The 19,502-nt window shown below is 61.9% G+C and carries 24 protein-coding genes; 8 read left to right on the top strand and 16 right to left on the bottom strand.

Features of this window, described 5'->3' with window-relative positions; translation table 11 throughout:
* The first annotated feature begins 25 nt into the window (after positions 1-25).
* Genes H6M51_RS00915 through H6M51_RS00905 form a run of 3 tightly spaced genes read left to right on the top strand, consistent with a single transcriptional unit; the run spans position 26 to position 2,873 of the window.
* Positions 26-1,051 carry an ABC transporter substrate-binding protein gene (locus tag H6M51_RS00915; protein WP_185808014.1) on the top strand — a complete coding sequence of 342 codons (1,026 nt, stop codon included), beginning with the start codon at positions 26-28 and terminating at the stop codon, positions 1,049-1,051.
* Positions 1,052-1,053: 2 nt separating this feature from the next.
* Positions 1,054-2,106, top strand: coding sequence for an iron ABC transporter permease (locus tag H6M51_RS00910; RefSeq protein ID WP_185808013.1), 1,053 nt, complete (start codon positions 1,054-1,056; stop codon positions 2,104-2,106).
* Positions 2,103-2,873, top strand: a complete 771-nt coding sequence (locus tag H6M51_RS00905; RefSeq protein WP_185808012.1) for an ABC transporter ATP-binding protein — start codon at positions 2,103-2,105, stop codon at positions 2,871-2,873. The genes H6M51_RS00910 and H6M51_RS00905 overlap by 4 nt, the downstream gene beginning before the upstream one ends.
* A gap of 26 nt (positions 2,874-2,899) precedes the next feature.
* Here the strand turns inward: H6M51_RS00905 and H6M51_RS00900 are convergent, their stop codons facing one another.
* Positions 2,900-3,643: a helix-turn-helix domain-containing protein gene (locus H6M51_RS00900; protein WP_185808414.1), complete on the bottom strand. Its 744-nt coding sequence runs from the start codon at positions 3,641-3,643 to the stop codon at positions 2,900-2,902.
* Positions 3,644-3,924: 281 nt separating this feature from the next.
* Here H6M51_RS00900 and H6M51_RS00895 point away from each other — a divergent pair, with 281 nt between their 5' ends.
* The 3 genes from H6M51_RS00895 to H6M51_RS00885 all read left to right on the top strand — a co-directional run bounded on the left by H6M51_RS00895 (position 3,925) and on the right by H6M51_RS00885 (position 6,304).
* The gene (locus H6M51_RS00895) at positions 3,925-4,839 is read left to right on the top strand and encodes a DMT family transporter (protein ID WP_185808011.1); all 915 of its coding nucleotides are present in this window, start codon (positions 3,925-3,927) and stop codon (positions 4,837-4,839) included.
* Positions 4,840-4,978: 139 nt separating this feature from the next.
* A complete protein-coding gene (gene rsgA, locus H6M51_RS00890) occupies positions 4,979-6,001 on the top strand; it encodes a ribosome small subunit-dependent GTPase A (RefSeq protein WP_185808010.1) in 1,023 nt (340 codons plus the stop codon).
* Between the two features lie 153 nt (positions 6,002-6,154).
* Positions 6,155-6,304 carry a hypothetical protein gene (locus H6M51_RS00885; RefSeq protein ID WP_185808009.1) on the top strand — a complete coding sequence of 50 codons (150 nt, stop codon included), beginning with the start codon at positions 6,155-6,157 and terminating at the stop codon, positions 6,302-6,304.
* A gap of 131 nt (positions 6,305-6,435) precedes the next feature.
* Here H6M51_RS00885 and pheT read toward each other — a convergent pair whose 3' ends face one another.
* From pheT to infC, 14 genes are all read right to left on the bottom strand, one after another.
* A complete protein-coding gene (gene pheT, locus H6M51_RS00880; RefSeq protein ID WP_185808008.1) occupies positions 6,436-8,859 on the bottom strand; it encodes a phenylalanine--tRNA ligase subunit beta in 2,424 nt (807 codons plus the stop codon).
* Between the two features lie 82 nt (positions 8,860-8,941).
* Positions 8,942-9,217: a DUF2442 domain-containing protein gene (locus tag H6M51_RS00875; protein ID WP_246780349.1), complete on the bottom strand. Its 276-nt coding sequence runs from the start codon at positions 9,215-9,217 to the stop codon at positions 8,942-8,944.
* Entirely contained in the window at positions 9,198-9,431 is a 234-nt protein-coding gene (locus H6M51_RS00870; protein ID WP_185808007.1) for a DUF4160 domain-containing protein, read from the bottom strand. The genes H6M51_RS00875 and H6M51_RS00870 overlap by 20 nt, the downstream gene beginning before the upstream one ends.
* Before the next feature lie 81 nt (positions 9,432-9,512).
* Complete coding sequence (locus H6M51_RS00865; protein WP_185808006.1) at positions 9,513-9,803, bottom strand: DUF2442 domain-containing protein; 291 nt, start codon at positions 9,801-9,803, stop codon at positions 9,513-9,515.
* Positions 9,800-10,114 carry a BrnA antitoxin family protein gene (locus H6M51_RS00860; RefSeq protein ID WP_185808005.1) on the bottom strand — a complete coding sequence of 105 codons (315 nt, stop codon included), beginning with the start codon at positions 10,112-10,114 and terminating at the stop codon, positions 9,800-9,802. The genes H6M51_RS00865 and H6M51_RS00860 overlap by 4 nt, the downstream gene beginning before the upstream one ends.
* Positions 10,053-10,346, bottom strand: coding sequence for a BrnT family toxin (locus tag H6M51_RS00855; protein ID WP_185808004.1), 294 nt, complete (start codon positions 10,344-10,346; stop codon positions 10,053-10,055). Before H6M51_RS00855 ends, H6M51_RS00860 begins: the two co-directional genes overlap by 62 nt.
* A gap of 39 nt (positions 10,347-10,385) precedes the next feature.
* The gene (gene pheS / locus H6M51_RS00850) at positions 10,386-11,471 is read right to left on the bottom strand and encodes a phenylalanine--tRNA ligase subunit alpha (protein ID WP_185808003.1); all 1,086 of its coding nucleotides are present in this window, start codon (positions 11,469-11,471) and stop codon (positions 10,386-10,388) included.
* A gap of 126 nt (positions 11,472-11,597) precedes the next feature.
* The gene (rplT, locus tag H6M51_RS00845) at positions 11,598-12,002 is read right to left on the bottom strand and encodes a 50S ribosomal protein L20 (protein ID WP_185808002.1); all 405 of its coding nucleotides are present in this window, start codon (positions 12,000-12,002) and stop codon (positions 11,598-11,600) included.
* A gap of 37 nt (positions 12,003-12,039) precedes the next feature.
* Positions 12,040-12,243, bottom strand: a complete 204-nt coding sequence (gene rpmI / locus H6M51_RS00840; RefSeq protein ID WP_054151415.1) for a 50S ribosomal protein L35 — start codon at positions 12,241-12,243, stop codon at positions 12,040-12,042.
* Positions 12,244-12,398: 155 nt separating this feature from the next.
* Entirely contained in the window at positions 12,399-13,721 is a 1,323-nt protein-coding gene (locus H6M51_RS00835; protein WP_185808001.1) for a HAMP domain-containing sensor histidine kinase, read from the bottom strand.
* The gene (locus H6M51_RS00830; protein WP_185808000.1) at positions 13,718-14,383 is read right to left on the bottom strand and encodes a response regulator transcription factor; all 666 of its coding nucleotides are present in this window, start codon (positions 14,381-14,383) and stop codon (positions 13,718-13,720) included. The genes H6M51_RS00835 and H6M51_RS00830 overlap by 4 nt, the downstream gene beginning before the upstream one ends.
* A gap of 3 nt (positions 14,384-14,386) precedes the next feature.
* Positions 14,387-14,956: a hypothetical protein gene (locus H6M51_RS00825; RefSeq protein ID WP_185807999.1), complete on the bottom strand. Its 570-nt coding sequence runs from the start codon at positions 14,954-14,956 to the stop codon at positions 14,387-14,389.
* Between the two features lie 146 nt (positions 14,957-15,102).
* On the bottom strand, positions 15,103-15,708 hold the full coding sequence (locus H6M51_RS00820; RefSeq protein ID WP_185807998.1) for a hypothetical protein: 606 nt from the start codon (positions 15,706-15,708) through the stop codon (positions 15,103-15,105).
* Between the two features lie 170 nt (positions 15,709-15,878).
* Positions 15,879-16,415 carry a translation initiation factor IF-3 gene (infC, locus tag H6M51_RS00815; RefSeq protein ID WP_185808412.1) on the bottom strand — a complete coding sequence of 179 codons (537 nt, stop codon included), beginning with the start codon at positions 16,413-16,415 and terminating at the stop codon, positions 15,879-15,881.
* A gap of 178 nt (positions 16,416-16,593) precedes the next feature.
* Here infC and H6M51_RS00810 point away from each other — a divergent pair, with 178 nt between their 5' ends.
* Positions 16,594-17,388: a carboxylesterase gene (locus tag H6M51_RS00810; RefSeq protein ID WP_185807997.1), complete on the top strand. Its 795-nt coding sequence runs from the start codon at positions 16,594-16,596 to the stop codon at positions 17,386-17,388.
* Positions 17,389-17,563: 175 nt separating this feature from the next.
* Positions 17,564-18,181, top strand: coding sequence for a transglutaminase-like cysteine peptidase (locus H6M51_RS00805; RefSeq protein ID WP_185807996.1), 618 nt, complete (start codon positions 17,564-17,566; stop codon positions 18,179-18,181).
* 6 nt (positions 18,182-18,187) lie between these two features.
* On the opposite strand, the gene H6M51_RS00800 is transcribed toward H6M51_RS00805, so the two are convergent.
* Positions 18,188-19,369, bottom strand: coding sequence for an MFS transporter (locus H6M51_RS00800; protein ID WP_185807995.1), 1,182 nt, complete (start codon positions 19,367-19,369; stop codon positions 18,188-18,190).
* Positions 19,370-19,502: the final 133 nt, after the last annotated feature.

The following is a 19,502-nucleotide window of genomic DNA, read 5'->3' as shown; positions in this document are numbered from 1 at the left end:
GCATCAATTTTTGCAGGATCCCATCATGACCAAGTTTTCGTCGTCTCTGCTCGTAGCCGGATTGCTGAACGCAGCTCTTCTGGCAACGGAAGCCTCCGCCGCGCCAACCCAGTATCCGCTGACCATCGAGAACTGCGGCGTGTCTGTCACCTTCACGAAGGCGCCTGAGCGGGCCGTTGGCCTTGGCCAAAACAGCGCAGAAATCATGCTGCTGCTCGGCCTTGAGGACAAGATGGTTGGCACTGCTTTCTGGCCGAACAAGGTGCTGCCTCAGCTGGAGGAAGCCAATGCCAAAGTGAAGGTCCTGACGGTCGAGTTCCCGACCTTCGAAGCCATTCTTGCTGAAAATCCGGACTTTGTAGCCGCTGCGCTGCCGAGCCTGATCGGCGCATCGAGCAAAGTTGCAAAGCGCGAAGACTTTCAAAAGCTGGAGATACCGACCTACCTGTCCCCCAGCACCTGCGTCGCAGAAGGCGCTGCCAAGGACAAGTTCGGCTATGGTGATCGCTCCGAGCTCTGGCAGATGGACACGCTTTTCAAGGAGATCGAAGACCTCGCTCAGATCTTTGATGTTCAGGACAAGGGGCAGGCGCTTATCGCCGACCTGAAGAAGCGTGAGGCCGCTCTGCGCGCCGCTTCGCCGAAGGACGGCAAGAAGCTGTCTTACGTATTCTGGTTCTCCAGCCCGTCCCCGTCCGCAGATGCCTATCTGGGCGGAAAGTACAGTGCATCGGGCTTCATCGCTGATGTTCTGGGCGGGACGAACGCCATCACCTCGGAAGCAGAATCTCCGGCCCTCGGCTGGGAAAGCATCATCGCCTCCAATCCTGACGTCATCGTCGTTGCCCGTGTTGACCGTAACCGCTGGGAACTCGACAAGGCCGAGGCCAAGATCCAGTTTCTGACCACGGACCCGGCAACCAGCCAGATGCCTGCCGTCAAGAACAAGGCAATGGTGATCATGGACGGACAGGCGATGAACCCGACCGTTCGCACGATCTTCGGCGCCGAACAGGTGGCAGAGCAGCTCAAGGCGCTCGGCCTGCGGTGAGCATGCTGCTCGAGACAAGCCAGTCTGGCAACGCAAGAAGGCGTTCCCTGGTAACGCTGGGCCTGCTGCTCGCCAGCCTTGCAGCCATTGCCCTGGTTGTCGGCATCAGCGTCGGGATCGGTGACATGCCGATCCCGCTTGCCACCACATATACGGCAATCACCAACAAGCTCGGCTGGACTGCAGTCGAGCTTAACCGCATCCATGAGTCCGTCATCTGGGACTATCGTCTCAGCCGGGCTCTTGTTGCGGCGTTCTGCGGGGCAGGCCTTGCCATGTCCGGCGCAATCATGCAGTCGCTGTTACGAAATCCACTGGCCGAACCCTATGTGCTCGGCATTTCTGCAGGCGCGTCGACCGGCGCTGTCTGCATTGTCATCCTCGGCGTCGGGGCAGGCACGGTCTCTCTCTCCGCAGGCGCTTTTGCCGGTGCCTTCGCCGCCTTTCTCTTCGTCGCCCTCTTGTCCAACGGCACGCGCGGTGGGGCCGACCGCACGATCCTGGCTGGCGTTGCCGCTTCCCAGCTCTTCAACGCTTCCACCTCCTACATCGTGACGACCGCGGGCAATGCGCAGCAGGCGCGCGACGTGATGTTCTGGCTGCTTGGCAGTTTCGGCGGCGTGCGCTGGCCGGAGTTCATGCTCGTTTCCGTCGTCGTCGGCTTCGGCCTGATCGCCTGCCTCGCCTATTCCCGCATCCTCGATGCTTTCGCCTTTGGCGACGAGGCCGCAGCAGCACTTGGCGTCAATGTCGGTCGCGCGCGGCTCGCGCTTTTCTGTCTGACCGCCATGCTGACGGCAACGATCGTCAGCATGGTCGGCTCGATCGGCTTTGTCGGGCTTGTTATCCCGCATGCCGCGCGTTTTCTCGTCGGGCCGCTGCATATCCGCCTGCTTCCAGCCTGCGCCATCGGTGGCGCCATCTTCATGGTGCTCGCCGATATCGCCTCGCGGATCCTGGTGCCACAGCAGGTGCTGCCGATCGGCGTCGTGACCGCGCTGGTCGGCGTCCCCGTTTTCTCCATCATCCTCTATCGTTTCCAGCGACCGACATGAGCATCACGGCCGACACCATCACCTGGAAGATCGGGTCGAAGACCATTCTCGACCAGGTGAGCTTTGCCGCACGTCCCGGCGAGATGCTTGGCCTGCTCGGCCCCAACGGCTCCGGCAAGACCTCGCTGCTGCGGCTGCTCGCGGGCCTGAAGCGCCCCCATTCGGGCAGCATCAGCCTCGAGGGGCGCGATCTCCAGTCGATCGCGCGCAAGACGATCGCCCAGCGCGTGGCCTTCGTCGAACAGCATGCGACGACCAATGCCAATCTGAAGGTCATCGATGTCGTCAAGCTCGGCCGCTTCCCGCATCGTTCGATGTTTTCTGCCTGGACTGTAGAAGACCAGACAGCTGTGGAGCAGGCGCTGGAGCGTGCGGGGATGGTGACAAAACGCGACCATACCTGGCAGAGCCTGTCCGGGGGCGAACGACAGCGGGCGCACATCGCCCGGGCCTTGGCGCAAGCCCCGAAGGAAATCATTCTCGACGAGCCGACCAATCATCTCGACGTGCAACATCAGATCGCGCTTCTGTCGCTGATCTCTGATCTGCCGGTCACCAGCGTGATCGCCCTGCACGATCTCAATCACGCGGCGATGTTCTGTGACCGGCTGATGGTGCTGAAGGAAGGCCGCGTCGTCGCCTGCGGCACGCCGGAGGAGGTGCTCACCGAGCATCTGCTGCGCGAGGTTTTCTCGATCGACGCCCATGTCGAGCCATCGGCACATCATGGCCGGCCGCTTATCCAGTTTACCCGGACTGCCCGCTAGGTCGAGGCGACCACAGCGCGCCTCGTTCAGCCGCTGACCGCGCGGCGATAGGTGGACGGCGTCGTGCCTGTGACAGCCTTGAACATGCGAGTCAGATGGCTCTGGCTGCTGAAACCGCAGGCTGAGGCGATCTGGGCGATCGGCTCGCTGCCTTTCAGCATATGCCGGGCGCGGTCGATGCGGCGGTTGAGGATGAAGTCATGCGGGGAGACGCCGCAGCTCAAGCGAAACATCCGCTGCAGATGGAATTCGCTCAAATCGGCGAGCTTCGCCAGATCCTTCAGCGTGATCGTCTGATCGAGGCTCGCCTCGATATGCTCGACGAGGCGTCGCCGCAGGACAGGTGCCAGACCGCCACGCAGCACAGGGCGCCGCTCACCGCCATATCGGGGATCGGCAAACAGCTGCTCCACCGCCGTGACGATCGCCTGTTCGGCAAGCAGCCGGTCGCCGCCCTGCGTGGCCGTGGCCAGATGCACCAGCGCCTCCGCCAGTCTTGGCGCTTCGGCAAAGGTCGCTTCGGGCAGAAGCATCAGCCGCGCATCGCGGTCGAAGGTCTCGGAAAAGAGCCGGCGCAGCTCGTCGTCGGCGACGTAGAGATGCACGAATTCGAAGTTGTCGGTGATCTCCCACTCGGACGAGGCCCCCTGCGGCATGATGCAGAGCGCACCCGGCCAGCCGGCGATGCTACCGGCATCGATCCTTCGCGTGCCGTCGCCGCCGCGCAGATAGCAGCTGAAGGTGTGGCCGTCGGTCCGCTCATAGCGCATGCGGTCATGGCTGTTGCGCCAGATCGCACTTGCCCGGCCCTCGCCGAGGTCAAGCGTTTCCCCACGCTCGGCACGGGACGAGGCGGACAGGGAGCCGAAAACGGTGGCGGTGTGCAGCATGGATGGCCTTCAAGAGATCGCCTCACATTTTAGCGCGGTTGTCGTGCTGTGCCACCACCAATCGGGTGCCTTTGGCCGACAGGCCGAAGTTCACCGCAAGATCATGCAAGAACTGACGAGACGTGCGGCGTTACCTGCCTCCCGAAAGCGAGGCGCAATCCATGACCAATCTTCTTCTCTTCTCATCGACGGTGCTGATCTGGGGCACGACCTGGATCGCCATTGCGCTGCAGATCGGGCCGGTGCCCGTGCTGGTCTCGGTCTTCTACCGCTTCGCGCTTGCCGCCCTCGTGCTTGTCTGCGTGCTCGCCCTGACAGGTCGCCTGAAGGTGCCGACGCTGAAGCAGCAGCCCTTCATCCTTGTCCAGGCGCTGTCGCTGTTCTGCTGCAACTTTCTCTGCTTCTATCACGCGGCAAGCTATGTGCCCTCGGGGCTCATTTCCGTCGTCTTCTCGCTCGCCACAGTCTACAACGCCGTCAATGCCCGGATCTTCTTCGGTGATCAGATCAAGCCGCGCACGCTGGTCGCCGCGGGTCTCGGCGCCACCGGGCTTGCGCTGCTCTTCGGGCCTGAGATCTTCGTCGCCGTCAATCCGGACAGCTGGAAGGGCATCGGCCTCTCTGCCCTCGGAACGCTGTTCTTTTCCTTCGGCAACATGGCGTCCCGTCGCAACAGCGCGGAGGGCATTGCGCCCGTGACCGCCAATGCCTGGGGCATGAGTTACGGAGCAATCGCATTGCTCGCCCTGATTGGCATCACCGGCACGCCCATCGTGCTGCCGCCGAACCAGACCTATCTCGCCGCCCTTGTCTATCTCGCGGTTATCGGCTCGGTCGTCGGCTTTACCACCTATCTGATGCTGGTCTCGCGCATAGGCTCGCAAAAGGCTGCCTATGCCACAGTGCTCTTCCCGGTCGTCGCGCTGACGCTGTCGAGCCTTTACGAGGACTATCACTTCACGCCGCTCGCCATGACGGGTCTTGCGCTGACGCTCGCTGGGAATGCGGTCATGTTTGCGCGGCTGCCGCGCCGGCAGCCGGCAGCCACCGTCGAGCCGGTGGAACTCAAGGTCTGATCGCATAACCGCACCTGCGACGGATGGCGCGGACGATTTCCCGCGTCAGCGACGACTTTCTGCGCTATGAGAAGCGTCAATCTCCGATCTCAACGCCGAAAGTGCCCATGGCTTTACGTCTCACCCCGGTGATCCGCCCTTGACCGGCCTTAACGATAACGCCGCCCTCGCCCGGCTTGGCTTCGGCGCCTTTTTCGCCGAGCAGGTAAGCGCTGATGAAGCCGATCTGCTGGTGCGTCGGATCTCCTCGGTACACCGCGACCGTCTGGAAGCGATCGACAGCACCGGGCCTGTGGAGATCGAACTTCCGCCCAACAGCAATACCGCCGATTTTGCCGTGGGCGACTGGGTGCTCGCCGAGCGCTACACAGGCCTCCTGGTGCGGCGCCTGGATCGCCAGACCGTCCTACAGCGACGCACGGAAGGCGCCTTCGGCCAGCAGCTCGCCGCCACCAATATCGACACGCTGTTTATCGTCACCTCCTGCAACGCCGATTTCAATGCCGCGCGGCTGGAACGCTATCTGGTGATGGCCAACGAGGCGGGAACGCGGCCTGTCATCGTTCTCACCAAGGCCGACACCGTCGACGACGCATCTCCCTTTGCCGATGAGGCCAAGGGCCTGCAGCGCGATCTGCCCGTCGTCATCGTCAATGCGCGCTCGCCTGAAGCCATCACCCCCCTGATGCCCTGGTGCGGCCCCGGCCAGACCGTTGCGCTGGTGGGCTCCTCCGGCGTCGGCAAATCGACGCTCGTCAATACACTCGCCGGCCACGGCGCGGAGACGGCGCAGAAGACCGGCGCGATCCGCGAGCATGATGCCAAGGGGCGGCACACGACCACGGCCCGTTCGCTGCATTCGATCGCAAACGGCGGCTGGGTTATCGACACGCCCGGCATCCGCACGCTCTATGTCAGCGACATCACCGACGGCATCGACAGGCTGTTTGCCGAAATCACCGAGCTTGTGCCGCATTGCAAGTTTCGCGACTGCAGCCACTCGCATGAAAAGGGCTGCGCCGTGCAGGCGGCGATCAAGGACGGCAGCCTCGATCCTGCCCGTCTCGACCGCTGGCGTCAGCTCCAGGCGGAGAACCGGGAGCGCACACCGGTCTATTCCGGGCCGAAGGGCAACAAGACGCTGCGCAAGAAGAAGTATTGAGCTTTCGTCTCCCGATCCCTACATAGGCATCATAGGCGACGCCCTTCGCACGCGTCGTATCCGCTCGCCATCTGCGAGCTTTCCTTCCCCGTATACCCGCGACATACCAGGCTCCGGCATCCCGCCGGCGCATTTCCAGAATTGGAGACCAGCATGGCAGACGACAATACAGCCAAGGGCTATGAGCCCATCCCCTTTGCAAAGAAGCACCGCATCTCGGTCGAAGATGCCAAGGCAATCCTTGCAAAGCACGGCAGCGACCGCAAGTCCGCCGACAAGGAAGGCCGTCGCGTCAGCCTCTGAGGCGTGATGACGAAGCCTTATGTCCTGGCGGTGAATAACCAACAGGTTCAAATCAAAAAGCCCTTTCCCTAGCATGCAGGGAAAGGGCTTTTTCGTGAACGAAACAGGCAAGCTTGCCCGTCAAACACAGATCAGGCGCGCAGCGTGCCGCCCGTGGACTTTTCGACATTGCCGACGATCTTCTTCGTCAGCGCATCGAAATCCTCATCGGTCAGCGTCTTGTCGGTCGGCTGGATCAGAACCTCGATCGCCACCGACTTCTTGCCCTCGCCAACAGACGCGCCCTCGAAGATATCGAAGACGTTGACGCCCGAGATCAGCTTGCGGTCGGCGCTTGTCGCTGCCTTGATGATCGCGCCCGCTTCGACCGCCTTTTCGACGACAAAGGCGAAGTCGCGCTTCACCATCTGGAAGGACGACAGCTCAAGTGCCGGCTTGGTGCGGGTCGCCTTCTTCTTCGGCTCGGGCAGGGCATCGAGATAGATTTCGAAACCACACAGCGTGCCGGAGACGTCGAGCGCTTCCAGCGTCTTCGGATGGAATTCACCGAAGGTGCCGAGGATAACCTTGGGGCCGGCCTTGATCGTGCCGGACCGGCCGGGGTGGTACCATTCCGGGCCACCCTGCTCGATCTGCACATTGCTCATCGGAATGCCGCTGGCTTCGAGCACGGCGAGTGCGTCGGCCTTGGCGTCAAAGACGTCGACCGGCTTGCCGCCGCCCTTGGCCTGGTTGGACCACATGCGGCCGGCACCAGCGATCGAGGCCGTGCCACGGCGCACGCCACCGGCAACGCGGCGCTGCGTGTCGGGCGTGTCGCCCTCATAGGTGCCGGAGACTTCGAAGATCGCCACATCGCCAAAGCCACGGTCGGCATTGCGCTGGGCTGCCGTCAGCAGGCCCGGCAGCAGCGAGGGCCGCATGTCCGACATGTCGGCTGCAATCGGGTTGACCAGCTTCAGCTTGTCGCTGCCGCCGCCGAAGAGCTTGGCATGCTCAGCCGAAATGAAGGACCAGGTGACGGCTTCCAGCATGCCGCGCGAGGCAAGTGCCCGGCGGGCCGAGCGCGTGCGGATCTGCAGCGTGGTCAGGATCTTGCCATTGACCGAACCGGTCGGCGGCAGCGGTTCCGGCTTGATCTTGTCGACGCCGTGCATGCGCATGACCTCTTCGACGAGGTCGGCCTTGCCGTCGACATCAGGACGCCAGGAGGGCACGGAAACCTTGGCTGAGGTCTCGTCGCCCGACAGGACTTCGAAGCCGAGGGCTGTCAGGATCTGGCGCGATTCATCGTTGGAGACGGTCAGACCCGTCAGGCGCTTGACTTCCGAATAGGGGAAATCGACGACCTTCTTCTGGTGGCCCTTGTAGCCCTCGACCTTCGCTGCCGCTGCCGTGCCACCACACATCTCGAGTACCAGCTCGGTCGTGCGCTCCAGACCCGGGACCATATATTCCGGATCGACGCCGCGCTCGAAACGGTAACGCGCATCGGTGATGATGCCATGGGCACGGCCGGTCTTGGCGATGTTGATGGGGTCCCAGAGCGCCGACTCGATCAGCACGTTGACGGTGTTCTCGTCGCAGCCCGAATGCTCGCCGCCCATGATGCCACCGATGGATTCCGGGCCGTTATCATCAGCGATGACGACATTGTTCGGGTTCAGCTTGTAGGTGCGGGTGTCCAGCGCGAGGATCTCCTCGCCCTCCTTCGCCCGGCGAACCACCAGCGCGCCCTTGACCTTGTCGGCGTCGAAAACATGCATCGGACGGCCCTGGTCGAAGGTCATGTAGTTGGTGACGTCGACGAGCGCCGAGATGGGGCGCAGGCCGATCGACAGCAGACGCTGCTGCATCCACTTCGGGCTCGGGCCGTTCTTCACGCCGCGCACCAGGCGATAGGCGAAGCCGGGGCAGAGATGGTCTTCGAGCTCAAGCTTGACCTGATGCGGCGTCTCGCCCTCAACCTTGAAGGCGGGCGCCCTTGGGGCCTTGAGCTTGCCCAAACCGGAAGCGGCCAGATCACGGGCGATACCGAAGACCGAGGTGCAGTCCGGACGGTTCGGCGTCAGGTTGATTTCGATGACCGGGTCGTCGAGACCGGCATAAGAGGCAAACGAAGTGCCGACCGGCGCATCCTCGGGCAGGTCGATGATGCCGTTGTGGTCATCGGAGATGTTGAGCTCCTTTTCGGAGCACATCATGCCGTGGCTTTCGACACCGCGGATCTTGCCGACGGACAGCGTGACATCGATGCCCGGCACATAAGTCCCCGGACGCGCAAGTGCGCCGATCATGCCGGCGCGGGCATTCGGCGCGCCGCAGACGATCTGCACCGGCTTGCCGTCGCCGGCGTCGACGGTCAGGACCTTCAGGCGATCGGCTTCCGGATGCTTCTCGGCCGTCAGGATCTTGGCGATGACGAAGGGCTTGTAGGCCGCCTTGTCGTCGACGTCCTCGACCTCGAGGCCGATAGCCGTCAGCCGCTCGCAGATTTCCTTGAGCGAGGCCTCGGTTTCCAGGTGATCCTTCAGCCAGGAGAGTGTGAATTTCATCGAACTTTCTCGTCTTCCTCATGCGCGCCAGTCGCGCCAATTCACTATTCCGTCACGGTCTCATCGATACGTCAGCGTGAAGTTAAGCCGCCTCTTCCGGCGCTTTCGCGCCCGGGGCCTTGGCTCCAAGGAACATGCTCTTCACAGAGATGCCCTCATCGACCTTCGTCCACCAGATGCCTTCATACATCAGCTCAATCTCGTTCAAGCCCTGCTCATTGAGGCCAGACAGAAACGGATACCACCAGAGCGGCGCGGAGATCGTGCGCCCATCGGCAAGCGTCACATGCACCTCCTCCTTTGTGCACCATGCCTTTACCGGACGCATTTCCTCGGTCTCAAATTCCAAAGAAGTCATTCCAGGCCCCCCATTCGCTTCGATGCTCGGCGATCACCGCCAAGATCCGTTCTATTTCCCGCTCATTGTATCCGACATTCCGCGCCACCGCCAAATTCGTCAGCCAGACCTTGAGCGACTTACCATCCTTGACCACGTGGATATGCGCCGGTTCGTCTCGGTCGAGAGCGTAGAACCTGAACTTGTATCCATGCCACACAAGGAGTGTTGGCATCGACTTTTCTCACCTCTCGATCAGACTGGCACTATTGCAGATTCAGGTCCAATTCCATGTGGGTCCAGATTGGCTTGGTCGTTACTGTCTCGTTCCCATCCGCATCTTGCCCGAAGCGTCCAGCGGTCGCGCGCCTGACGCCTGTCTTCCGAGGAGCATGCTGACCACCGTCACATCGAGATCGATGTCGGGCCAGTGGATGCTCGACGGCATGAATTCCACATTGTTCCGCTCCACCGGCATCGCCTCCTGAAGGGGCGGGTACCACCAGACCGGAACGCTGACGATACGACCGTCCGTCAGTTTCACATGCAAGAGGTCGTCATCGCAAAGCAGATCGACCGGCCGCATGTTGTCGAGATGTTCAATCAATTCTCTCTTGCCTTCACATAATCCTCGAGCACCTCGTTGATCCGACCCTGCCATCCCGGACCGGTCCGGCGAAAATGCTCAACCACGTCCCGGTTCAGCCTCAGACCGACCCGCTCCTTGACCGGGGCTTTCTGGGGCCCGCGCTGGCCGCGGGTCCTCTCCCAGCGCTCGACCACCTCCGGAACAAGGTCACGCGTCGGTCGAAATGCGCTGAAATCTTCCAACGTCATTTCGCGAACCTCACCATCATCATCCGTCAGCGGCAGATCCTGATCCAAAGGCTTGGGCGAAGGCTTTCTGTTCTCGCTCATTGGCTTTCCTCAGTGAGATGATCCGCATTCGTTCGCCGCGCTCGGTCCAGCACATGACATGCAGCCGACCACCAAGTAGACCGTAGGTCACAAAGCGGGTTTCCCCGTAATCAACCAGGTCGTCGACGCGCGTCACGGAAGAAGCAAGGTCGAATTCATAGGCCTCGGCAAAGTCGATCCCCCGCTCACGCAGGTTGCGTTGTCGCTTCTCCTCGTCCCATTTCAGCTCCATCTCTACCACATATATTTAATTGTGGCCACGATATAATCATTAGCTGCTCAGACCGCCGAACAGCGTCGGCACGTCGAGCGGGCGGAAGCCGTAATGGCTCATCCAGCGGACATCGGCGTTGAAGAAGTCGCGCAGGTCCGGCATGCCGTATTTCAGCATGGCGATGCGATCGAGGCCCATGCCCCAGGCGAAGCCCTGGTACTCGTCCGGATCGAGACCGCCGGCGCGCAGCACGTTCGGGTGAACCATGCCGCAGCCGAGGATTTCCATCCAGTCCTTGCCTTCGCCGAACTTGACGATCGGACCCGAGGAGCGGTCGCACTGGATGTCGACCTCGAAGCTCGGCTCCGTGAACGGGAAGAAGGAGGGGCGGAAGCGCATGGTGACGCTGTCGACCTCGAAGAAGGCCTTGCAGAATTCTTCCAGGATCCAGCGCATGTGGCCGACATTCGCCGTCTTGTCGATGACGAGGCCTTCGACCTGATGGAACATCGGCGAATGGGTCGCGTCACTGTCCTGGCGATAGGTCTTGCCGGGAATGACGATGCGGATCGGCGGCTTCTGGGCTTCCATGGTGCGCACCTGCACCGGCGAGGTGTGCGTGCGCAGCACCTTGCGCTCACCATTCTCGTCCGGCTGGAGGAAGAAGGTGTCATGCATCTCGCGGGCCGGATGGCCCTCGGGGAAGTTCAGGGCCGTGAAGTTGTAGTAGTCGGTCTCGATATCCGGACCTTCGGCGATCGAGAAGCCCATGTCGGCGAAGATCGCGGTAATCTCGTCGACGATCTGGCTGATCGGGTGGATGCGACCGCGCTCGGCCGGCGAGGAGCGAACGGGCAGCGAGACATCGAGAGTCTCGGCCTTCAGGCGGGCGTTGATCGCCGCATCCTTCAGCGCCGTCTTGCGGGTCGCGATTTCCTCGGTGATCTCGTTCTTCAGCGCGTTGATCGCGGCACCGCGCGTCTGGCGCTCTTCCGGCGTCATCGTGCCGAGCGTCTTCAGGAGCTCCGAGACGGACCCCTTCTTGCCGAGGGCCGCCACGCGCACCGCCTCGATCGCAGCCTCGTCCGCAGCCGCGGCGATGTCAGCGAGAAGCGTCGTCTTCAAACTGTCGAGATCGGACATGTTTCCGTTTCCTGCCCCATTGTCTCGCCACCATTTCCCGGCGGCATGAAGATCACATGAAAAAACCCGCGCCAGCCCTGCCAGCGCGGGTTTCCCAATACTTGAATTCAGTCTGGGAAGCGCTGGTTACTTGACCGCGCTTTCAAACTCGTTGGCCGTGCCGGCGTCCTTGAGGTAGGCGAGCGCCTTCTTCGAGGCTTCCACGAGCTTCGCGAATGCTGCCGGCTCATGGATGGCGAGGTCGGACAGGACCTTGCGGTCGACTTCGATGCCAGCCTTGTTCAGGCCGTCGATGAAGCGGCCGTAGCTCAGGCCGAATTCGCGGACAGCAGCGTTGATACGCTGGATCCACAGAGCGCGGAAGTTGCGCTTGTTGGCCTTGCGGTCGCGGTAAGCAAACTGCTTGGAACGATCAACGGCAGCCTTTGCTGCGCGGATCGTGTTCTTGCGGCGGCCGTAGAAGCCCTTGGCCTGCTTGAATACCTTGTTGTGCTTGGCGCGGGAAGTTACGCCACGTTTTACGCGTGCCATGTCATGATCTCCTTAATTGTCCAACAGCGATCGGGTCTCAGAGACCGTTCGGCAGGTAGTTCTTGATGACCTTCTTGCCATCCGGTTCAGCCAGAACCATCGTGCCGCGGGCATCGCGAATGAACTTGTTGGAACGCTTGATCATGCCGTGGCGCTTGCCAGCAGCAGCGGCGAGAACCTTGCCGGTCGCCGTGATCTTGAACCGCTTTTTGGCGGCAGACTTCGTCTTCATCTTGGGCATTTTGCTACTCCATTGTTCTTGTATCGAAACAGGCTGACGAATGCCCGTTTTCAAGCATAAAGAACGGCCACGGCATGCCCTGCCGGACCGTTCGGACGCGCGCTTATAACCGCAGACCTTGGAAAGCGCAACGGGTCGACCGAGGGAATCTTCGGCTAGCGGCTCGCAGGCAGGCCGAGGCTCACCTTCAGACCGCCACCGGTCGCACGCGAGAAATCGATCGAGCCGCCATAAGCGGCGATTATGTCGGACGTGATCGCAAGGCCGAGCCCTGTCCCCTCATCATCCGCCAAATGCACGCCGCGGGCAGCGATTTCGGGAAGGACGGCATCCTCGACGCCCGGCCCGTCATCCTCCACATCGACGCGGATCCGATCCTTCTCGCGTTCGGCCGAAACGCTGATCCTCGTGCCAGCAAATCGTGTGGCATTGTCGAGCACGTTGCCGAGCGCTTCAGCCAGATCGGCCGGATCCATGTCGACCGTGAGGCCCTCGTCCACATCGACTTCCCAGGCAACTTCGCGTGCGGCGGTCACAGGGGCGAGAACCGAAATCAGCTTGCCGGTCAAGGATGCCAGGCCGGTCTGCGCCATCTGCTCGACGCCAAGACGCGCCGACTGCAGTTGACGATCGGCACGCTGGCGGATGAGATCGACCTGCTGGCGGATCATGCGGCGTTCCCGATCGGGCAGGGTGTCGGCCAGCTGCAGAAGTACGGTCAGCGGTGTCTTCAGACCGTGGGCGAGGTCGCTTGCGCGCGCCCGCGCTCTCTCCACCGCCGTTTCCCGCTCCTTGAGAAGGCCGTTCAATTCGCTCACCAGTGGCCGCAATTCCGTCGGACCGGCATCCGGCAGCTGGTCCGTGCGCCCGGAACGCACCAGCGAGAGCGCGGCCTGCAATCTCGAAAGTGGTGCAAGGCCGATGCCGATCTGCATGAAGGCTGCAGCGAGGAGCACTGCCGCAGTCAACACCAGCATGATCGTCATGGCACCCCGATATTCGGCAATCGCATTGTCGATCACTTTCCGATCGAAGGCGGCGAGCAGCGTCAGGGGCTGGTTGCCCTCGGACGTTTCCAGTTCCAGGGCCTGCAACTGCACCAGCACGGGTTCACCGTCCGGCCCTTCTCCCTGACGAAAGCCATAGGGACCCTCGGTGAGATTTTCCGGTGCCAGCTCGACGTCCCACAGCGAGCGTGACCGGAACACAAGACCGTTCTGCGCCACCACTTCCCAATAGAGCCCGCTGCCGGGAAGATTGAAGCGGGGATCGCCAGGCTCGGCGGTCATGCGCGCCGTGCCACCCTCGAACTCCACGCCGACGGCAAGCTGATCAATGATCGCCGCCATGTCCGTCCGGTATCGGTCCGCAACATAATTGGCAAAGATACGACTGAGCCCGGAGGCGACCAGAAGCAGAATGAAGGCAATCGCCAGAACAGCGCCGAAGAGCAGACGCAGGCGCAGCGACTGGCTCATGATTCTTCGCCGGCGAGCGTGTAGCCAAAGCCACGCCGGGTTGCGATCGCCGAAGGATGCGTCTTCCGCCTGATCCGTGCGATCATCGCCTCGACGGCATTCTTTGCCTGCTCGTCGTCGCGGCCCTGCACCTGACGGGCGATATCTATGGGATCAAACACCTTCTGCGGTTCTGCAATCAGCATTGACAATAGCCGGTATTCCAATGGCGTGAGCTCGATCGGCCGGCTTTCAAAAGTCACCCGCCTGGAATTGTCGTCGAGCACGAAGCCACCGGCAGAGGCAGTCGTCCTGGCGCGACCATGGGCTCGCCGCAGGAGCGCCTTCAGGCGTGCAATCAATTCCTCGCTGCGAAAGGGTTTGGGCAGATAGTCGTCTGCGCCGGCCTCGAAGCCATCGACCCGCTCCATCCATGAGCCGCGGGCCGTCAGCACGAGGATCGGCACTTCCAGACCCGCATTGCGCCAACGCTTCAAGATGGAAAGACCATCCATGCCGGGCAGGCCCAAATCGAGAATGATCGCCTGGTAGTCTCCGGTCTCACCCTCGGCCCAGACATCGGGTCCGTTGGCCATGTGCTCGACCATGAAACCTTCGGCCTCCAGCTTGGTCCGTGTGTAGGTCGCAATCGTCTGATCGTCCTCCGCGAGCAGAATACGCATGGGTCACCATCCGAAGATATTGAGTTTGCGGCCGGTGGCGGCCTCGAATTTCAGGGTCTTGACGCTCGATCCTCTCTGGACCTTCAGCGTGTAGAAGGGCTTCAGGGCGCGCATGTTGAGATCGACCCCTATGACGCGACCGCCACCCTCATCGTCCACCCGCTTGAGGATGTCCTTGAGCGGAAGGATTTCTCCACGCTTGACGGCTTCCCGCGCCTCCTTCTGATCCCGCTCACGGGCCGAACGGCCCGATCGGTCATCGTTCTCACCGTCTTTCTTGTCGTCGTTTCGATCATCGCGTGAGCCGCGTCCGGAGCCGCTGCGGTCTTCGGACCGGGCACCATCGTCATTGCGCTTTTCGCCACGATCCCGGTCCTCACTTTTGTCACGACCAGACCTGCTGTCGTCGGAACTCCGGCTGTCGGACCCGCTGCCACCACTGCTACTGCCACTGCCGCCGCTGTCGCCGCCACCATCATCATCCTCTCCGTCCTTGGCATGCGCCTCTGCGGCCGGAAGTGCGGCGGCACATCCGAGGCTTAGCAACAGGAGGATGAAGAGGCGACGATCCATGGGGCTCTGTTCTGGTTTCAGAGAGACTAGCGCGAGGCTTCGGCCGCGCCAACTGGAGAAAAGGCATCCCCGCCCGGTGGGGGCCGGGCGGGGCGAAACGGTGAAAGGGTGCCCGCGGCGGCTCGGGCTTCACCGCTCCGGTTCCATCAGGTGGCAGGCACCACGGTGACCCTCGACAACGTGCCTCGCGGGGCCCGAAGCTTGATCTCGGTGCCGCCGTCCTCCTGTTCGACTTCATATCGCAAGCGTCTGCCGTTCTGATCCACGGGCATCAGAGCGCCGCTGATCAGCCCCTGGAGCTGAGTGTTGTTGACGATCAGCCGGATCTCGTCACGATCCCGGTTGCCGCGGCGACTGCTGTCGTCGGCGGCGCGATCGTCGGGGCGGCCATCGCTGTCGTCGTAGCTGTCGCCGCTGTCGTCGCTGCTGCGGTTGCGATCCCGATCCCGATCCCGGTCGCGGTCACGGTCACGGTCACGGCCAGAGCTGTCATCGGAGCGACCGGGGCTATCGTCAGAACTGCTGCGGCCGCTATCGTCGCGCCCGCCACCACCGCTGCCACTGCCACCACCGCTGCCACCGCCGCCGCTGTCATCGCTGCCGCCATCGTCGCTTCCGCCGCGGGCCTCGGCCTGGCTGACGAACAGGGATGCGAAGGAAGAGGGAGCAAGCGTGCTGAGCACGGGGATGAAGGTGAGAACGGCCATTGCCGTGGTCGAGACCAGTAATGTTCGGCGAAGAGATGCGGTCATCAGAATGTCCTCCAAAGTCTCGATGATTTCGATGGAGGGAGCATGCATCAGGCGGGCTGACAGACCGGTTGGCCTCTCGATCAGCATTCTGTCAGATAAGTCGGTGAGAGCCGCACACGAAAAAGCCGCCCCGAAAGGCGGCTCTATCTGGTCCAGCACGTGGCCGGCGATCAACGCGGTGCGAGAACCATCATCATCTGGCGGCCCTCGAGCTTCGGCTCGGCTTCCACCTTTGCGATCGTGGCGGTGTCTTCCTTGACCTGAAGCAAGAGCTTCATGCCGAGCTCCTGGTGGGCCATTTCGCGGCCGCGGAACTTCAGGGTCACCTTGACCTTGTCGCCGTCTTCAAAGAAGCGGTTCATCGCCTTCATCTTCACCTCATAGTCATGGGTGTCGATGTTCGGGCGCATCTTGATTTCCTTGACCTCGACGATCTTCTGCTTCTTGCGCGCTTCGGCCGCCTTCTTCTGGTTGGCGTACTTCAGCTTGCCGAGATCGAGGATCTTGCAGACCGGAGGCTCGGCATTCGGCGAAATCTCGACCAGATCGAGCCCGGCTTCTTCGGCCATACGAAGCGCCTGATCCGTCGGCACGATGCCGAGGTTCTGGCCTTCCTCGTTGATCAGCTGGACTTTCGGAATGCGGATTTCACGGTTGGAGCGCGGCCCATCCTTCACGGGGGCATCGGCTTTGAACGGTCTGCGAATGGTCGTATTCTCCTCAAATCATTTCGGGATGTCGCAGCGCAAACCCGCGCGCATCCACGGCAAAGGGCTATGTGATATCTGCGACGGCAGTGTCAATAGCATGCTTGCGAAAGAAAATCACCTGTTGTCGCTCACTTCCTGGATGTGTTTTACAGCGATTCGACAAAAGGAGCATGCGATGACCGGGACCGCCAACATCCTCAGACAGACAGAAATCACCGTCGGCTCGGGCGAGGCGGCGCGCGACATTACCGTCATCACCCGACTCGGCACGGCTGTCGAGCGACCGGCACTGGTTTGGCTCGGTGGCTATCGCTCCGATATGTCCGGCACCAAGGCCATTGAAATGGATGCGCTCGCGGCAGAACAGGGGCTGACCGCCATCCGCTTCGACTATTCCGGTCATGGGGTCTCCGGCGGCGACTTCCGAAAGGGGACGATCTCGCGCTGGACCGAAGAGGCCTTGGCCGTGATTGCAGCCGCAGGCGTCGAACAGGTTGTTCTGATCGGCTCCTCCATGGGCGGATGGATTGCGCTGCGCGTCATACAGGAGCTGCGTAGCCTTAACCAGGGCCTCAAGGTTGCCGGGCTCGTGTTGATCGCTCCAGCCCCCGACTTCACGTCTGAACTGATCGAACCCAGCCTGACGGAGGCGGAGCGACAGTCTCTTGCCGAGCGCGGCTACTTCGAAGAGGTGTCCGAATACAGCCCCGAACCCAATATCTTCACGCGGGACCTGATGGAGGACGGGTTGAAGAACCGGGTGCTGACCGGCCTGATCGAAACCGGCTGCCCGGTCCATATCCTGCAGGGCATGAAGGATCCTGATGTACCATATCAGCACGCCCTGAAGCTGATGGAATTCCTGCCGCTCGATGACGTCGTGCTGACACTGATTCGCGACGGAGATCACCGTCTGTCCCGCCCCGAAGACATCGCAAAGATGAAAACCGCAATACTCTCGATGATCTGAGTATTTCGGTCTTTCTATATCTCACGATTCTTTGGGAACCAATTCTCCTTTCACCGGTTCCAACTGTCGCATTTTAACCATACCGGATGATTTGCGTGGGGCCCCTCTTCCCGCGCCGTTGACTCGCGTCCTCCTGCAATCTTAACGTTTTGTTAAGGATACAGGGGACGTGTTCATGAAGAACGGCTCGCGCGCCATCAAGGCGCTGATCATTGCAGTTGCGGTGCTCGCACCTGCCCATGCGGGTCTTTCGGCACCGCAGTCATTGCGGTCGATGATCACCGGCGCCGTGACGTCCCAGCCCATCGGGCACTACGAGTTCTGCAAGGCTCTGCCCGATGAGTGCAATGTCCGGACCCGTCCGACGCTCCCGCCAAAGGTGACCGACCATGGCTGGACCGTGATCCGCGACATCAATGCAAGCGTTAATCACGCCATCGTCCCGATGACGGATATGGAGATCTACGGCCGCGAGGAAGTCTGGGCCTATCCGGTCGATGTCGGCGATTGTGAAGATTTCGTCCTGTTGAAACGCAAGAAGCTGATGGCAGCCGGCTTCAAGGCGGCAGACCTTCTGATCACCGTCGTGCGCAAGCCCGATGGCGAAGGTCATGCGGTCCTGACGGTGCGGACCCAGTCCGGCGATTTCGTGCTCGACAACCTGAACGATGACGTGAAGCTCTGGAGCGAAACGCGCTATGCCTTCCTGAAGCGCCAGTCTTCAACCGATAGCGGCCGCTGGGTCACCATCGAGAACGGCACATCCGACGTCCTCGTCGGCGCACTGCAGTAAATCCCGTCAGTGCCCATGCCCTCGCGTGAGCGCGAGGGTCGCCAGCACCGCCAGACAAGCCATGCCGGCCAATGCCGATAGAGCCGCCGCCGAGCTAACGGCCTCATTCAACCAGATGACCGACACCGGTGCGATTGCGGACGCGATGATGCGGGCCGAAGCCAGCGTGCCCATGGTCCTGCCATAACCGGCGACACCGAAGTAATGCAAAGGCAGGACCCCGCGGACGATCGAGGTCAGCCCCTGCCCTGCGCCGTAGAAAACCGCAAAGGCGATGGCAAAGGCCGCCAGCGGCTGCATCAGCGCGCCGAAGAGCAAGGCGAGGCCGAGCGCCATGGAGACCGCTGCGAGGATGGCGGTCAGCGGCGGGGAGAAGAGGTTGCGCCTGACATATTCGAAGAGCCGCGCCGCCACCTGGCTTGGTCCGATCAGGCTGCCGGCGAGTGTTGCCATCGCGGTCGCGTAACCGAGGTCGCGCATCAAGACGAGCAGTGTCGCGCCGACCGCGGAAATGACGAAGCCGCCGGCAGCGAATGCCGTTGCCATCAGGATCATCCGGCGCTTTCGTTCGCCATCCGGACTCATGTCGATGGCGGATTGCGCCGGCTCGGTCGAGGGCTTGGTTTCGTCGATCCGCGCTCTTGGCAAAGCGAGATGGATCGGCAGGGCGATCAGCAGGTTCATGGCCGCCATGACGAGGTAGATCTCGCGCCAGGTCATCCATGTCAGCAGCCATTGCAAGAGCGGCCAGAAGATGGTCGAGGCAAAGCCGGCAATCAGCGTCACCAGCGTGATATGCGCACGCGCTTCTCGTCCATGCGCCTGGGCGAGAGCGGCAAAACCCGCATCATACTGGACGGCAAGCGCGATGAACTCTGCCGCCAGCATGATCGCAGCAAAATGCCAGACGTTCTGCATGACCGAAAACAGGGCGAGGATGACTGCCGTCGCAATCGATCCGAGGCAAAGGATAAGCCGCGCGCCATAACGATCGACGAAACGTCCAAGCACGGGTGCTGCCACAGCGCCTGCGAGAAGGCCGAAGGAGAACACGCCGAAGACAAAGCTCTGCCCCCAGCCGAATTCGCGGGCGATTTCGGGGGCCAGAACAGAGAAGGAATAATAGAGCGTCCCGTAACCGATGGTCATGGTGACGCCCAGACCGATGGTCGCGGGAGAGGCTTTCATGGATGCGCCATAACGACGGATGATTGCAGGTGTGTGACTGTCATTTTGACGCAAGGGATCCGCCTCGCCAATCGTTATTCAACTGGCTTGTCGCATCCGCCGCCGTCTGCCACCATTCTCCTGATGGGGGGGA

Origin of the sequence: Rhizobium sp. AQ_MP (assembly GCF_014237835.1) — a bacterium.
GTDB lineage: Bacteria > Pseudomonadota > Alphaproteobacteria > Rhizobiales > Rhizobiaceae > Allorhizobium.
Note: the sequence above shows the minus strand (reverse complement) of the source record. Positions and strands in the feature narration are given on the sequence as shown.